Origin of the sequence: Qipengyuania pacifica, assembly GCF_019711555.1 — a bacterium.
In the GTDB taxonomy this organism is placed as follows: Bacteria; Pseudomonadota; Alphaproteobacteria; order Sphingomonadales; family Sphingomonadaceae; genus Qipengyuania; species Qipengyuania pacifica.
In genome coordinates this window covers 667,950-682,510 of the sequence record NZ_JAIGNQ010000002.1, presented here as the reverse complement: position 1 = coordinate 682,510, position 14,561 = coordinate 667,950, and the positions used below count along the sequence as shown (strand labels likewise).

Sequence of the window (14,561 nt, the reverse complement as noted above, 5' to 3'; positions counted from 1 at the left end):
CGACGCTCTCTCCCGTAAAGCGTCCCATGTTGCAAGTCTTGAAAGCGGAGGTTAACGAAATAGGCAGGGGGTGCCGTATGGTACTGGGGTCGTTTACTTTCGCGGAATGGTTCGTGCTCGTGCAGCACGAATTACTGCTGTTCGCGGCAGCATTCTTTGCACTCGGCATGATCGACGAGTTCGCTCTCGACTGTACTTATGTCTGGATGCGTCTCACCGGACGTATCGCGACACCTCGCCTGAAAGAAGGCGATCCAGAGGCTATTACAAGCCTGGCCGGCCCTGCTGCCGTATTCATTCCGACCTGGCGCGAAGAAGCTGTCATCGGCCCTACGCTCGTGCATATGCTGGACGTCTGGCCGCAGCCGGAAGTGACTATCTATGTCGGCTGTTATCGCAACGATCCCTATACCATGGCGGCCGTTATCGCCGCGACGCGGGGCGATCCGCGCGTACGGCTGGTAATCCACGGTGAAGATGGACCGACATCGAAGGCTGACTGTCTCAACCGTCTGTACCGGGCGCTGGAAGAGGATGAGGCGCGATCGGGACAGAAAGCCTCCATGGTCGTGCTGCACGATGCGGAAGACATGGTCGATCCCGCCGCGCTTTCCCTTCTGGATCAGGCGTTATGGCACGCACAGTTCGTCCAGCTTCCGGTACTCGCTCTCCCGCAGCATCGTTCACCTTGGATCGGCTCGCATTATTCGGATGAATTTGCAGAATCGCATGGCAAGGCTCTGGTTGTCAGAGACGCATTGGGGGCAGCCATTCCAGGTGCCGGTGTCGGCTGCGGGATCGCGCGCAATGCCTTGGCAGCCTTGGCGACGCGGGAAGGCGGCAGCCCTTTTGCGCGAGAATCCCTTACCGAAGACTACGAACTGGGTCTCAAGATCGCCCAGGCTGGAGGAAGAGGCCGGTTCATTCGCGTACGCGGCTGCGATGGCCGCTTGATTGCGACGCGCGCGTTTTTCCCAACCGGCCGCGACGAATCGGTACGTCAGAAGACGCGCTGGATGCACGGCATCGCCTTGCAGGGGTGGGACCGGCTGGGCTGGGACCGGAAGCCGGTCGATCTCTGGATGCAACTTCGCGACCGGCGCGGGCCGCTCACCGCCATACTTCTGGTGCTAGCCTACTCGCTGCTGGTGGGCGCCGCGATATCCATGATGCTGAGTGAACTGAATATTGTGGCACTTCCTGCTGTTTCACCACTACTTTCAGCATTGCTCTGGCTCAATCTGTTCGGGGTGGCGATGCGCTTTCTGATGCGTGCCTGCTTCACTGCGCGCGAATATGGCTGGCGTCAGGGATTGATCGCCATCCCGCGAACTTTCGTATCGAACATCATTGCGATCATGGCTGGGCGGCGCGCTTTGATAGCCTACATCAAGACCCTTCGCGGTGCCCCGGTGATATGGGACAAGACGGAACATTGGGATCACCCGGCGCTGCTGAAAACGGTCGATAAAGCCGGTGCATAATCTGATCGCGCAACGTCAGGGGCAACCGGTTCTTTTCCTATGCCTGCTGACGGCTGGATGGCTTTTACTGCGCGCGGCGACGTGGGAAAATCCGTTGCTGCCACCAGCCATTACGCCTGACCTGGTAATGATGGGGCTCGACAAGATCGAAAGCGCACCCGGACACACGGATCATCGAACCGGCAATTTCGGTCCGCCGAGCATTCCAGCGGGAAATGGTGGCACCGGCGCTCCCCGCGTCGCTCGTAAAACCGGGCGCCTAAAGCAGATTGGATTTGCCGCACTGGTGCGCAGCGGGAAAGCTGGATCGGGGGCTGGTAGCCTTCATCTTGAGCAGGCGGTGGCTCCGCGACTTGGAGAATCGCTTGGCGAGTTGGCGGTCGCCAGCACTCGAGACCAATTGCCCGAGCCAACCGATCGACCAGTTTCTTCTGTGCGAGAGGATACTCGACCGGCGGGCTCGGCCTGGCGGATCGACGCCTGGCTGGTCGCGCGAGAGGGTAGATCCTTGCCGACGGAAGGCGGATCGCGGCCGGCCAGTTACGGGGGTAGTCAGGCCGGCGCTGTGCTGGCGTATAGTCTCGATCGATCCAGCGCCCGCCGACCGGCGGCATATTTCCGCGCCAACCGCGATCTCGGCAGCGACGGACAGACGGATACAGCCCTTGGCCTGCGTGTCCGCCCTCTCGCGAAGATACCGATCGATCTTCACGCTGAAGCGCGGGCGACGCATCGCGATGGATCAACCGAATTGAGGCCTGCAGCCTTCGTTGCGGGGGGATTCGAGCAGGGGAGGCTGCCGATGGAGGTGACGGCGCGAGCCTATGGGCAGGCTGGCTATGTCGGCGGCGATTTCGCAACCCCATTCGCAGATGGCGCTCTCGTCGCGGAACGCCGCGCGGTGACTTTTGATTCGGGTGGTCTGTCGCTCGGAGCGGGCGCCTGGGGCGGCGCCCAGAAAGGGGCGTCCCGGGTCGATGTGGGACCCGCAGTGACCCTCAATCTCTCCGCCGGGGGCGCGCCTGTTCGTCTGGAAGCAGGCTACCGCGTGCGCGTTGCTGGCAATGCAGCGCCGGGAAATGGTGGCGTTCTGACGCTTTCGACCGGCTTCTGACATAGTCCGGCTTCCAACCGTCCCCCCGCTGCGATAGGGCGAGGGCATGGATGTCTATCTCCCAATCGCGAACCTGTCCGTAAATGGACTGTGGATCGTCGCGTTGGGAGCTTTGACGGGCATTCTTTCCGGATTGTTCGGTGTGGGCGGCGGGTTCCTGACCACTCCGTTGCTGATCTTCTATGGCATCCCACCGACCGTGGCGGCCGCATCGGCATCGACGCAGGTCACCGGTGCGAGTGTCACCGGCGTGCTGGCGCATGGCGGGCGCGGCGGTGTCGATTATCGCATGGGGATGGTCATGGTGGCCGGGGGTATCGTCGGATCCGGATTCGGCGCGCTCCTGTTCCGGTTTCTGCGCTCGATCGGCCAGATCGACGTGGTCATCAGTGCGCTCTACGTGATTCTGCTTGGCACGATCGGCATGTTGATGGCACGCGAAGCGGTGCAGACGCTGCGTGGCACCGGCAGTTCGCAGGCGGCTCGAAGGCGGCACCACCCCATTATCGCGAGCCTGCCCATGCGCTGGCGTTTTTACCGTTCGGGCCTCTACATTTCCCCGATCGCGCCGCTGGTTGTGGGCGTGGCGGTCGGTGTCCTGACCATGCTGATGGGCGTGGGTGGCGGGTTCATCCTTGTTCCTGCCATGCTCTATATTCTGGGCATGAGCGCAAATGTCGTCGTCGGCACCTCGCTCTACAATATTTTGTTCGTGACCATGGCCACGACTCTCATGCATTCGCTGACCACCAAGGCGGTCGATATCGTGCTGGTGTTCCTGTTGCTGGTGGGTTCGGTGACGGGCGCGCAGATCGGCTCGCAGATCGCGGTCAAGGCAAAGCCCGAGATATTGCGCCTCATCCTCGCTGCGATCGTCCTGCTTGTGGCGTTCCGCATGTTCCTCGGCCTGTTCTATCAGCCGGACGAAATCTACACGCTGTATCCGTTGTGAGGGCGCTTCTTCTCATCCTCTTCGCTTTTGCGCTGATGGGTCAGCGGGATCCCATCCTCGTGCCCGAAGTGAGTCAGCATGAAGTGCGCGTACGGCAGGGCTTTACCGGAACCGAGCTGCTGCTTTTCGGCGCGGTGCTCGATCCGCTGGGCAGGGCGGCCGGCAGTGACTACGATATCGTCGTGGTTCTCAAGGGCCCGTCCGAACCGGTTCGACTGCGCGAGAAGGAGCGTTTCGTCGGCGTGTGGGTCAACGCGGCGAGCAGCGATTTCCGCTCTGTCCCGTCCTTCTTCGCCGTCGCCTCTTCGCGCCCTGTATCGGAGATCGTCGATGAGAAGACCGCCGCGATCTACGAGTTCGGAACCGACTACATCCAGTTGTCACCGAGCGGCGTGATCGATCCGGAAGAACAGGCGCGCTTCAAGGCCGGGCTTGTCGATCTCAAGACGCGCCAGCAGCTCTACAAGCAGGATTTCGAAGGCGTTCAGATCAGCGAACAGGTGCTCTACCAGTCGCGCATATCGCTGCCGTCCAGCGTCTCTACCGGCACATATACGGCGGAAACATTCGCTGTTCGCGATGGGCGGGTCATTGCATCGGCTCAGGCGGAAGTCGAAGTGAAGAAGGTCGGCTTCGAACGGCTCGTAGCGGAATATTCTCAGGAATGGTCGCTGGCCTACGGCCTGATGGCGGTCGCTCTTGCCGTGGGAATGGGCTGGGCAGCAGGCCGGTTGTTCGCGTTGATGTGATCCTTTCTGGCGCGGCGGCGTTGACCACATCTTAAGCAGTTTCGGGCAGGCGATACGCTGGCGCAAATGGGGCGTCATACGTGGGGCACAGCTGACCGATGACCGAAATGGGCAATCCCAACTACCGTACCTTCGACCCGGCGATGGAAGATGGCGCAGAGCCGCCGCAGCCGCGCAGCAATTCGCTACGTGACCGGATCAGGCGCAGCGCCGAACAATCCGCTCCATATGTGTCCCCGTCAGGATATGTTCACCAGCCGCAGCCTTGCGCGGATGTGACATCTGACCAACCGGTATCTGTCGAACCGATTGCGCCTGCCGAACGCTTTACACCAACGCTGGGAGACGCACCGCCGCGCCCGTCGGACCTTGCGCCGCAGCGCGAGCCTGCGAATGCGGTTGAAGGCCCCGCAGAAGAAGAACCGGTCAGCGAGAATGCCACCCAACCCATTGGCGTGGTGCTGGAGATCGCCGGCTCGGGTTCGATGATTGCCATCGACCTGCAACGCCTCAACGAGTGCACCGAAGATGACGATCCATCGATCGCCATGGCCGGACAGGTCGGTTCGCAGGTCAAGATCCGCGTCGGCAACAGCTGGCTTCTCGCCAGCGTTCGCAATCAGCGCCAGGATCGCAAGGCAGGGTCCATCCTCGCGAATATCGATTTTCTCGGCGAAGGGATCGAAGAGAAGCTGACCGGAAAGCTCCATGGCTTCCGCCGCGGTGTGACGCGCTATCCCGTTCCGGGCGGGATGGTCTATCCCGCGTCGACGCAGGACCTCAAACAGGTCTATGCGAGCGACGGACGCAGCGCGGTAACGATCGGCAAGGTCTATCCCACGAAGGACATCCGTGCGGGCATCTATATCGATGCCATGCTCGGGAAGCACTTTGCGCTGCTGGGTTCGACCGGCACCGGCAAATCGACCAGCGCGGCCCTGTTGCTGCACCGTATCTGCGAGGCGGCGCCCGAGGGGCATATCGTCATGATCGATCCGCATGGCGAATATTCGGCGGCGTTCCGCCATACCGGCGTTATCCTCGACGTCTCGAACTTGCAGATGCCGTACTGGATCATGAATTTCGAGGAGCACTGCGAAGTGCTGCTCACCAGCAACGGCAATGAGCGCCAGGTCGATGCCGACATTCTGGCGCGCTGTCTGCTCAAGGCCCGCCAGAAAAGCCGCCTTGCCGAAAGCATGGGCAAGATCACGGTCGATTCCCCCATTCCCTATCTCCTGTCCGACCTCTCGAACGAGATTCAGGACGGGATGGGCAAGCTCGACAAATCGACCAACTCCGCCCCTTACATGCGGATCAAGAACAAGCTCGACGAGATCAAGGGCGACCCGCGGTACCAGTTCATGTTCTCCGGCATGCTGGTGGCCGACACGATGGCCGATTTCATCGCCAAGATCTTCCGCATGCCATCCAACGGCAAGCCGATTTCGATCATCGACGTGTCGGGCGTCCCCTCGGACATTACCGCGACGGTGGTGGCCGTGCTCAGCCGACTGGTCTTCGACTTCGCCATCTGGGGCCGCGAGGAGCGTACATCGCCCATCCTGCTCGTGTGCGAGGAAGCGCATCGCTACGTTCCGAACGAGAAGAATGCCGATGGCAATTCGGTCGGCACCATCCTTAGCCGGATCGCCAAGGAGGGCCGCAAATACGGCATCTCGCTCGGCCTGATCACGCAGCGCCCGTCCGACCTTGCCGAAGGCGTGCTGTCGCAATGCGGCACGATCATTTCGATGCGCCTCAACAACGACCGCGATCAGGAATTCGTGCGGGCCGCCATGCCGGAAGGCGCGCGCGGGTTCCTCGATGCGATCCCGGCCCTGCGCAATCGCGAATGCATCATCTGCGGCGAGGGCGTGGCCATCCCGATGCGCGTCAGCTTCGACAATCTCGAGGAATCGCGGCGCCCGGCATCGGAAGACCCGAGCTTCGTCGAGCTGTGGAACAAGACCGGCGGCGAAGAGGAAACCGTCCAGCGCACCGTGTTGCGCTGGCGTTCGCAGGGCTGATCCGACCTCGCGGCGTTACATGTCGGGCTTGAACCGCCCGACCGCTTCGCCATTCGTATTGACCTCCTCCGCCGCGCGTTCCGGCGAGATGGCGCGTGCCTTGAGGCGCCAGCCCTTGCGGCGATAGGCGACGATCGCCAGCGCAACGCCGACGAAGGAGCCGAAGGGGAAGCTCAGCCACAGGGCATCCTGTCCCAGCGTCCCGACCAGGGCGTAGTAGAAGCCGAGCCGCGCCGGGAACAGCGCGATCCCCAGCACGATCAGCGGCGCATAGACGACGCCGCCAGCGCGCATGGTGCCGAACAGCACGATCGTCACCCCGAAGATGATGAAGCTCCAGCTCGCCAGGAACTGGATGTGGCGGGCCAGCGCCACGGCAGGACTTTCGGGACCAAGGAACAGAACCAGCGCCGCGCGGTCGAACAGCAGCAGCAGCGCGGTCATGACGCCGGTCAGCACCAGGTTCGTGCTCACCCCGGCGCGGCTGATCTGATCCAGCCGGTCCAGCTTGCCCGCCCCGATGGCCTGCGCCGCCATGGCACTGGCCCCGGCCCCGATCGCCATCGCCGGCATTTGGAGATAGGTCCATAATTGCAGCGACGCGCTGTAGGCGGCCGCCGCAAGCAGCCCTTCGCGGTTGACGAGGCCGATGAAGACGATCCCCGCCGAAGACACCAGCAGCATCTGTGCCCCCATCGGCAGACCCTTGCCCAGGATATAGCCCATTTCGGCCCGCCGCGGGATGAGATAGCCGATTTCCCTGCCGCGCAGCCGCAGCGGCAGATCGCGCCAGTAGACATAGGCGACCAGCCCGGCGAGCGAGACATAGCCCGCAATCGCGGTGGACAGCGCCGACCCGGCAATCCCAAGCCGCGGGAAAGGGCCGATCCCGGCAATCAGCAGCGGGTTGAGCACGATATCGAGCACGACCGTCAGCGCCATGAAGATGAAGGGCGTTCGTGCATCCCCCGAACCGCGCAGGCCCATGGCGATCATCATCGTGGCCATGGAACCGGGGATCGCGATGAAGATGACGCGCAGATATGACAAAGCGAGCGCGTAGGCCTCTTCCGGTGTGCCCAGCGCCTGCAGCAGGGCGGGCGATGCCAGCCAGCCCGCAATCGCCACGATCAGCGCGAGCGTAAGGCAGAACCCCATGGCCGTGCCGAATGTGCGCCGCGCCTGATCGGTATCGGATGCACCGAACGCCTGCCCCATCTTGACCGTTGCCGCCATGCCGAAACCGAAGACGGCGGCGAAGGTGAGGAACATGATGATATTGGCATTGGCGGTTGCAGCCAGTGCGGCTTCACCCAGCAGCCGCCCGACCCAGATCGAATTGACCGAGCCGTTAAGCGACTGGAGCAGATTGGATGCGAGCGTGGGCAGGCTGAACAGGACCAGTGTCTTGAGAACCGGTCCGCTGGTCAGATCGCGCGGCTTGGCTGGCGTCGGAGGTCTCATGTGGCCCGTGTGTCTCCGAACAGGTGGATGTGCAGGCGGTCGCTCAACCGGAATCCATGGCGCACGCAGAGCGGCGCGAGCCATTTCTCGCGCTCGCGCAAGGTCTCGCTATCGGTGCCTTCGGCCATCAGGAACACATGGCCGGGCCTGAAGCGGTACCGGTCGCGCAGCGCCAGGACCTCGTCGACGTCTGCAGGTTCAGCGATCACGAATTTGAACCACGCGCGCGGATCGGTGGCATAGGCATCGAGCCGTTCGGGCAGCAGCGCCAGTTCGGCGGGATTGCCGCTATGCGCGAGCTTGGGGCTGACGTTGAACTGGTCGATGCGGATATCGAGCGGGGCAGGTGCCTTGGTCGTCCCGTTGGTTTCGATCTCGACCGACACATCGGGCAGCAGCTCGAGCAGGCGGCCAAGGGCAGGGGCCTGCAGCAAGGGTTCGCCCCCGGTTATCACGAGGCGGCTTTGCCCCAGCGCCATGATGCGCGCGGCGACTTCATCTTCCGGCAGCGAGAGCTGGTTGGCCTTGCGGTCGTATTCCACGCCGCCGCGATGCGGGCGTTCGTCGCCCTGGAAATGCCAGGTATAGGCGGTGTCGCACCACACGCAGGCAAGGTTGCAGCGCGACAGGCGCATGAAGGCGACCGGCATGCCCATGCTCGGCCCTTCGCCCTGAACCGACGCGAAAATTTCCGGCCCGCCTTCGTCGTCGGTCGCGAGTATCAGCGCCATGCCAGTCCTGACGGGTTTACACCGACCCCATGCAAAATAGAAACTCCGGCAGGCCGCGACGCTGCGCTCAAACTATTGTGAGAAAACAGGAAAGTTGGCTTTTCCCAATTCGAAGGTGTCACCTTTCGCGCAGGCCCCGTCACGATGATTTCCCACATGCGTTTCGCGCAGATACTGATGGGCCGGGGATTCATATCCCCGGCATAGGCAAAATGTCCCCGTGTAGGAAAGAGCTACCTTACCCCAGCCGCGCCAGCGCAGCAGTCAGGCGTTCGACCTCTGCGGTGTGATGGGCGTGATCGGCGCGGGCCTTTTCGACCGCTTCGGGCTTGGCGCGATCGACGAAGTTCGCGTTGGACAAACGCCCTTCGAGCGACTTGGCTTCCTTGGTGGACGCTTCGAGCGCCTTGGAAAGGCGGGCTTTCTCGGACGCAATGTCGATCACACCTTCAAGCGGGATCACGAAGGCATCCTCGCCGGCTGCGATCTGCATGGCGGCACCGGCGGGGGCATCGGCCATGTGGATCGGGGTCAGGCGGGCAAGCCGCTCGATCGCGGCGCCATTGGCCTCGACTACCGATTTCGCCAGCGCGCTGGGCGCCGGGCAGAAAGCTTCGAGCTTGGCGCCCGGCGGAATGCCCAATTCGTTCTTGGCGGTCCGCACTGCGCTGGTCAGCGCGATCAGCCAGTCGATTTCCGCCTTGGCCGCCGCATCGATCTCGGCCTGCGGATCGGGCCATTGCGCGGTGATCAGCGGGTAATCGGGACGCGCGGCCTGCTTGGACCACAGCTCTTCGGTGATGAAGGGCATGAAGGGGTGCAGCATGACCAAAATCTGGTCGAGCGCCCAGCCGGCGACGGCCTTGGTCTCGTCATCGAAATTGCCCTTGATCAGTTCGATATACCAGTCGCAGAACCGGTCCCATACGAAGTGATAGATGGTATTCGCGGCCGCATCGAAGCGCAGTTCGGCCAGCGCCTTGTCGAGCGCGTCTCTGGTTTCGATGACCTCGCCGATGATCCAGCGATTGACCGCCAGCTTGGGGGATAGCCCTGGGCCGGTATGATCGCCGATGCCGCCGACGATCCCGTTGGACTGGCAGAAGCGCGTGGCATTCCACAGCTTGGTCGCGAAATTGCGGTATCCCTCGATCCGCTTGTCATCCATCTTGATGTCGCGGCCCTGGCTTTCCATCGCCGCCATGAAGAAGCGCAGCGCATCGGCGCCGTACTGGTCGATCAGGCCCAGCGGATCGACGACATTGCCCTTGGACTTGGACATCTTCTGCCCGTCTGCCGCGCGGACAAGGCCGTGGAGATAGAGCTTGGGCCAGGGGTTCTGGCCGGTGTTGTACTGCCCCATCATCATCATCCGGGCATCCCAGAAGAACAGGATGTCGAAGCCGGAGATCAGCAGGCTGTTGGGGTAGTGCTTTTCGACGAGATCGGTCTTGTCCGGCCAGCCGAGGGTGGCGGACGGCCACAGCGCGGAAGAGAACCAAGTGTCGAGGACGTCTTCGTCGCGGGTCAGCGCGATGCCGTCGCCAGCCTGTGCCTGCGCCTCTTCTTGCGTCATCGCGACATAGGCTTTGCCGTCGGCGTCATACCACGCCGGGATCCGGTGACCCCACCAGAGCTGGCGGCTGACGCACCAGGGCTGGATGTTTTCCATCCAGTTGAAGAAGGTCTTCTCCCAGCTCTTCGGCACGATTTCGACTGCGCCGCTCTTCACGGCCTCGATCGGCTTCTTCGCCAGCGTTTCGGCATCGACATACCACTGGTCGGTCAGCCAGGGTTCGATCACCACGCCGCCGCGGTCGCCGAACGGCGTCGCGATGGTGCGCGGTTCGGCATCGTGCTCGACTGCGTTGCCTTCCTTGTCCTTCGTGACATGCGGAATGAGGCAATCCAGTTCCTTCAGTCGCCGGACGACCAGTTCGCGGGCGCCGTCCACGCCGTCGCGCTTGAAGCGGTGAAGGCCGAGGAATTCCTCCGGCACCAGCCCGTCGGCTGTCTGGCAGACATTGGCTTCGCCATCGAGCATGTTGAGCATGTCGCCCGGCTTGAACCCGGCGCGCTTGCCGACTTCGAAATCGTTGAAGTCGTGGCCCGGCGTGATCTTCACCGCGCCCGACCCCAGCTCGGGATCTGCATGTTCGTCCGCGACGATGGGCACGCGGCGCCCGGTGATGGGCAGCACGACATGCTTGCCCACGACCGACGCGTAACGCGCGTCGTCGGGATGCACGGCAACCGCCATGTCGGCCAGCATGGTTTCGGGCCGCGTGGTGGCGACTTCGATGTAATCGCGCCCGTCCGCCAGCGTCACACCGTCTTCGAGCGGATATCTGAAGTGCCAGAAACTGCCCTTCACATCCTGCGTCTCGACCTCGAGATCGGAAATCGCGGTCTTCAGCTTGGGGTCCCAATTGACCAGCCGCTTGTCGCGATAGATCAGCCCGTCCTTGTGCAGGTCGACGAAGGTCTTGAGCACGGCCTGCGAAAAATGGTCGTCCATCGTGAACTGTTCGCGGCTCCAGTCCATCGAACAACCCAGACGGCGCAGCTGGCGGGTGATCGTGCCGCCGCTTTCTTCCTTCCACTCCCACACCTTCGCGATGAAATCCTCGCGCGAATAATTGGTGCGTTTGTCCTGATTGGCCTCGAGCTGGCGTTCCACCACCATCTGCGTGGCGATGCCTGCGTGATCGGTGCCGACCACCCACAGCGCATCCTTGCCGCGCAGCCGTTCGTACCGGATCATCACGTCCTGCAGGGTGTTGTCGAGCGCGTGGCCGATATGCAGGCTGCCGGTCACATTGGGCGGCGGGTTTACCATGGTATAGGGTTCGGCCTGCGGGCGGTCGGGGCGGAACAGGCCCTCTCCCTCCCAATGCGCGTACCAACGCGCCTCGATTTCGGCGGGATCGAATGTTTTCGGTAGCTCGGTGCTCATGGCGTCGCCTTTGCCAGCGCCCTTGTTGCGATGCAACGCTGCAGGTGATGTGCGGCGATAGTCGCTTGGCAAGCGACTCATTTCCCCTCATACCCGCCCGCAATGGGTGGTATTGCCGAATATGAGCTGGTCGAAGGGGATGACGGGGGCAATGTGCTCGTCCTGTCGGGCCCCTTCCTGGTGTCCACGATCGGCCAGGTCGATCACGATCTGCGCGCGCTGGACGGCCAGATAACCAAGGTCGACCTGTCCGCAATCAGCGAAATCGACACGGTCGGCGCCTGGGTCGCCTGCAGCATTTCCAGAGAATTCAACGCCGACCTGACCGGGGCGAGCCCGCGGGCGGAACGCCTGATCGAAGCGCTGAAAGACACCGGCTCGAAGGAAGAAATCGGTGCTCCGCGCCTGCCGGTGTTCGAACGCGTACCCGAAGCCATCGGCCAGAAGATGCTCAATGCCCGCAAGGGCGTTTACGGCGTGGTCGGCTTTCTGGGCGCGCTGCTGCTGTCCATCGGCAGCCTGATCCGCCATCCCAAGCGGTTCCGCTGGCTGGCGCTGGTCCGCCAGCTGGAACTGGTGGGTATTTCGGCCCTGCCGATCGTGGGCCTGATGAGCTTCCTGATCGGGATCGTCATCGCGCAGCAGGGGGCAGTGCAGCTGGCGCAGTTCGGGGCGGAAACGCTGACCGTGAACCTCGTCGGCAGGATTACCCTGCGCGAACTGGGCGTGCTGATGACCGCGATCATGGTCGCGGGCCGTTCGGGCAGCGCCTTTGCCGCGCAGATCGGCACCATGCGCCTGACCGAGGAAGTCGACGCCATGCAGACCATCGGCATATCCCCGATGGAAGCGCTGGTCGTGCCGCGAATCATGGCCGCGGTGCTGATGATGCCGCTGCTGGGCTTCTACGCCGCAGCCGTCGCCATCATCGGCGGCGCCGTGGTCGGCCAGTTCATGCTGGGCATACCGTTCTGGACCTTCCTGAGCCGCATTCAGGATGTCGTCCCGATCTATGATTTGTGGGTCGGCCTGCTCAAGGCGCCCGTCTTCGGCCTGATCGTGGCGCTGGCTGGGTGCTATCACGGCATGCAGGTGAAGGGGAATTCCGAAGACGTCGGCCTGCGTACCACCATGGCGGTGGTTACCGGCATCTTTGCCGTGATCGTGATCGACGCCTTCTTCGCGGTGTTCTTTACCAAGGTCGGGTGGGCCTGATGGCACAGGACGAAACCGGCCGGCAGCTCGAGCGCCACGAGCGTTTTCGCGGCGAATATCCGATCGAGGTGGAAGGGCTTACCAACCGCTTCGGCGATCAGGTCATTCACCAGGATCTCGATCTGAAGGTCAGGCGGGGCGAAATCCTCGGCGTGGTCGGCGGCTCGGGTACCGGCAAGTCGGTGCTGATGCGCTCCATCATCGGGTTGCAGCACCCTGCGGAAGGGGACATCCGTGTGTTCGGCCGTTCCGTGGTCGGCACCGATCCCGAACAGGATATCGGCATCCGCAACCGCTGGGGCGTGCTGTTCCAGGGCGGGGCGCTGTTCAGCACGCTGACCGTGGGCGAAAACGTCGAAGTGCCGCTGAAGCAGTTCTATCCCGAAATCGATGCCGAGCTCCGCCATGAAATCGCGCGCTACAAGACGATCCTTTCGGGCCTGCCGGAAGAAGCGGTGAGCAAATATCCCAGCGAACTGTCGGGCGGGATGAAGAAGCGCGCCGGTCTGGCCCGCGCGCTGGCGCTCGATCCCGAACTGCTGTTCCTGGACGAACCGACCGCGGGGCTCGACCCCATCGGCGCGGCGGCGTTCGACAACCTTACGCGCGAACTGAAGGAAACGCTGGGTCTCACCGTTTTCCTCATCACCCACGATCTCGATACGCTGCACGAAATCTGCGACCGCGTGGCGGTGCTGGCGGACAAGAAGGTGATCGCGGTCGATACCGTTCCCAATCTGATGGAACTGGACCACCCCTGGATACAGGAATATTTCAACGGGCCACGCGGCCGCGCGGCGCTGACGGCGCAGGCGCTCGACGAACTGCGCAGTCACATGGACAAGCCGCTCGCGGCGAACGTGGTCAAAGCGTTGGACAAACCGCCTGCGGGCAAGGCATAGGGCGAAACCAATGGAAACGCGGGCAAATCACGTTTGGGTGGGGGCGGTGTCGCTGCTGATCCTCGGCGCGCTCGCGCTGTTCATCGTCTGGCTCGCCAGGCTGGGCGGCGGCGCGCAGGACGAATACGACATCTTCTTCAAGCAGTCGGTATCGGGGCTGGCCAATGGCAGCGGCGTCGATTTTTCGGGCGTGCCGGTCGGCCAGGTCACCCAGATCGAACTGTGGGACAAGGACCCCGAATTCGTCCGCGTCCGCATCAAGGTGAAGGACACCGTGCCCATTCTCGTGGGCACCACCGCCACGATCCAGGGCAGCTTCACCGGCGTATCGACCATCACGCTCGATGGCGCGCGCACCGGTGCGCCGCCGATTTCGTGCGAGACGACCGCCTGCACCGAAGGCGTGCCGATCATTCCGCCCACGGCCGGCGGTGGCTTCGGCGCCGTGCTTGCCAGCGCGCCGCTGCTGCTGGAACGGCTGGCCACGCTGACCGAGCGGCTGACCGTCCTGCTCAGCGATCGCAACCAGGAACAGATTTCGCAGATTCTCGCCAATGCCAATGCCGCCAGCGCCGGCTTCGCCGATGCGGCCCCGCAGATGGAACGCACGATGGCGGAACTCCAGGTGACGCTGCGCGAAGCGGCGGAAGCGCTCGACCAGTTCGAAACGGTCACCCGTTCGACCGATCGCATCATCAACCAGGAAGGCGAGGCGATCGCGCGCGATCTTCGCTCGACGCTGGAATCCGCCAGCGGTGCGGCCAAGGCGCTGGAAGACACGTTGAACGATGCCCGCCCCGCGACCAAGCAGCTGACCGAAAGCACGCTGCCCGCGGCAGAAGCGACGCTGCGCGATCTGCGCGCCACCAGCAAGGCGCTGCGCGACGTGACCGAGAAGATCGACGAAAAGGGTGCAGGTTCGCTGCTGTCGAGCCAGCCATTGCCTGATTACAAGCCGTGAGGG

At 63.1% G+C, this 14,561-nt stretch carries 11 protein-coding genes; 8 read left to right on the top strand and 3 right to left on the bottom strand.

Features of this window, described 5'->3' with window-relative positions:
* The first annotated feature begins 77 nt into the window (after positions 1 to 77).
* The 5 genes from K3177_RS08510 to K3177_RS08490 all read left to right on the top strand — a co-directional run bounded on the left by K3177_RS08510 (position 78) and on the right by K3177_RS08490 (position 6,329).
* Positions 78 to 1,484, top strand: coding sequence for a glycosyl transferase family protein (locus K3177_RS08510; protein WP_221597890.1), 1,407 nt, complete (start codon positions 78 to 80; stop codon positions 1,482 to 1,484).
* Positions 1,477 to 2,598 carry a hypothetical protein gene (locus K3177_RS08505; RefSeq protein ID WP_221597889.1) on the top strand — a complete coding sequence of 374 codons (1,122 nt, stop codon included), beginning with the start codon at positions 1,477 to 1,479 and terminating at the stop codon, positions 2,596 to 2,598. Before K3177_RS08510 ends, K3177_RS08505 begins: the two co-directional genes overlap by 8 nt.
* Before the next feature lie 46 nt (positions 2,599 to 2,644).
* Positions 2,645 to 3,550, top strand: coding sequence for a sulfite exporter TauE/SafE family protein (locus K3177_RS08500; RefSeq protein ID WP_196846745.1), 906 nt, complete (start codon positions 2,645 to 2,647; stop codon positions 3,548 to 3,550).
* Positions 3,547 to 4,299, top strand: coding sequence for a TIGR02186 family protein (locus K3177_RS08495; RefSeq protein ID WP_375245302.1), 753 nt, complete (start codon positions 3,547 to 3,549; stop codon positions 4,297 to 4,299). The genes K3177_RS08500 and K3177_RS08495 overlap by 4 nt, the downstream gene beginning before the upstream one ends.
* 98 nt (positions 4,300 to 4,397) lie before the next feature.
* On the top strand, positions 4,398 to 6,329 hold the full coding sequence (locus K3177_RS08490; RefSeq protein ID WP_247714331.1) for an ATP-binding protein: 1,932 nt from the start codon (positions 4,398 to 4,400) through the stop codon (positions 6,327 to 6,329).
* Positions 6,330 to 6,344: 15 nt separating this feature from the next.
* On the opposite strand, the gene K3177_RS08485 is transcribed toward K3177_RS08490, so the two are convergent.
* From K3177_RS08485 to K3177_RS08475, 3 genes are all read right to left on the bottom strand, one after another.
* Positions 6,345 to 7,793: an MATE family efflux transporter gene (locus K3177_RS08485; protein WP_247714330.1), complete on the bottom strand. Its 1,449-nt coding sequence runs from the start codon at positions 7,791 to 7,793 to the stop codon at positions 6,345 to 6,347.
* Positions 7,790 to 8,524 carry a 7-carboxy-7-deazaguanine synthase QueE gene (locus K3177_RS08480; RefSeq protein WP_221597887.1) on the bottom strand — a complete coding sequence of 245 codons (735 nt, stop codon included), beginning with the start codon at positions 8,522 to 8,524 and terminating at the stop codon, positions 7,790 to 7,792. Before K3177_RS08480 ends, K3177_RS08485 begins: the two co-directional genes overlap by 4 nt.
* Positions 8,525 to 8,762: 238 nt before the next feature.
* Complete coding sequence (locus K3177_RS08475; RefSeq protein ID WP_221597886.1) at positions 8,763 to 11,480, bottom strand: valine--tRNA ligase; 2,718 nt, start codon at positions 11,478 to 11,480, stop codon at positions 8,763 to 8,765.
* Between the two features lie 102 nt (positions 11,481 to 11,582).
* Here K3177_RS08475 and K3177_RS08470 point away from each other — a divergent pair, with 102 nt between their 5' ends.
* From K3177_RS08470 to K3177_RS08460, 3 genes are read left to right on the top strand one after another with little or no spacing between them, the layout of a single operon-like run.
* A complete protein-coding gene (locus K3177_RS08470; RefSeq protein ID WP_103022519.1) occupies positions 11,583 to 12,695 on the top strand; it encodes an MlaE family ABC transporter permease in 1,113 nt (370 codons plus the stop codon).
* Positions 12,695 to 13,597: an ABC transporter ATP-binding protein gene (locus K3177_RS08465; RefSeq protein ID WP_103022725.1), complete on the top strand. Its 903-nt coding sequence runs from the start codon at positions 12,695 to 12,697 to the stop codon at positions 13,595 to 13,597. The genes K3177_RS08470 and K3177_RS08465 overlap by 1 nt, the downstream gene beginning before the upstream one ends.
* Positions 13,598 to 13,607: 10 nt before the next feature.
* Positions 13,608 to 14,558, top strand: coding sequence for an MlaD family protein (locus K3177_RS08460; RefSeq protein WP_103022520.1), 951 nt, complete (start codon positions 13,608 to 13,610; stop codon positions 14,556 to 14,558).
* Positions 14,559 to 14,561 lie beyond the last annotated feature (3 nt).

What these genes read in the sequence shown, in the direction of transcription:
- K3177_RS08460 (WP_103022520.1), top strand. Translation starts at nt 13,608, where the DNA reads ATGGAAACGCGGGCAAATCACGTTTGGGTGGGGGCGGTGTCGCTGCTG.
- K3177_RS08485 (WP_247714330.1), bottom strand. Translation starts at nt 7,793, where the DNA reads ATGAGACCTCCGACGCCAGCCAAGCCGCGCGATCTGACCAGCGGACCG.
- K3177_RS08490 (WP_247714331.1), top strand. Translation starts at nt 4,398, where the DNA reads ATGACCGAAATGGGCAATCCCAACTACCGTACCTTCGACCCGGCGATG.
- K3177_RS08510 (WP_221597890.1), top strand. Translation starts at nt 78, where the DNA reads ATGGTACTGGGGTCGTTTACTTTCGCGGAATGGTTCGTGCTCGTGCAG.
- K3177_RS08465 (WP_103022725.1), top strand. Translation starts at nt 12,695, where the DNA reads ATGGCACAGGACGAAACCGGCCGGCAGCTCGAGCGCCACGAGCGTTTT.
- K3177_RS08480 (WP_221597887.1), bottom strand. Translation starts at nt 8,524, where the DNA reads ATGGCGCTGATACTCGCGACCGACGACGAAGGCGGGCCGGAAATTTTC.
- K3177_RS08500 (WP_196846745.1), top strand. Translation starts at nt 2,645, where the DNA reads ATGGATGTCTATCTCCCAATCGCGAACCTGTCCGTAAATGGACTGTGG.
- K3177_RS08475 (WP_221597886.1), bottom strand. Translation starts at nt 11,480, where the DNA reads ATGAGCACCGAGCTACCGAAAACATTCGATCCCGCCGAAATCGAGGCG.
- K3177_RS08470 (WP_103022519.1), top strand. Translation starts at nt 11,583, where the DNA reads ATGGGTGGTATTGCCGAATATGAGCTGGTCGAAGGGGATGACGGGGGC.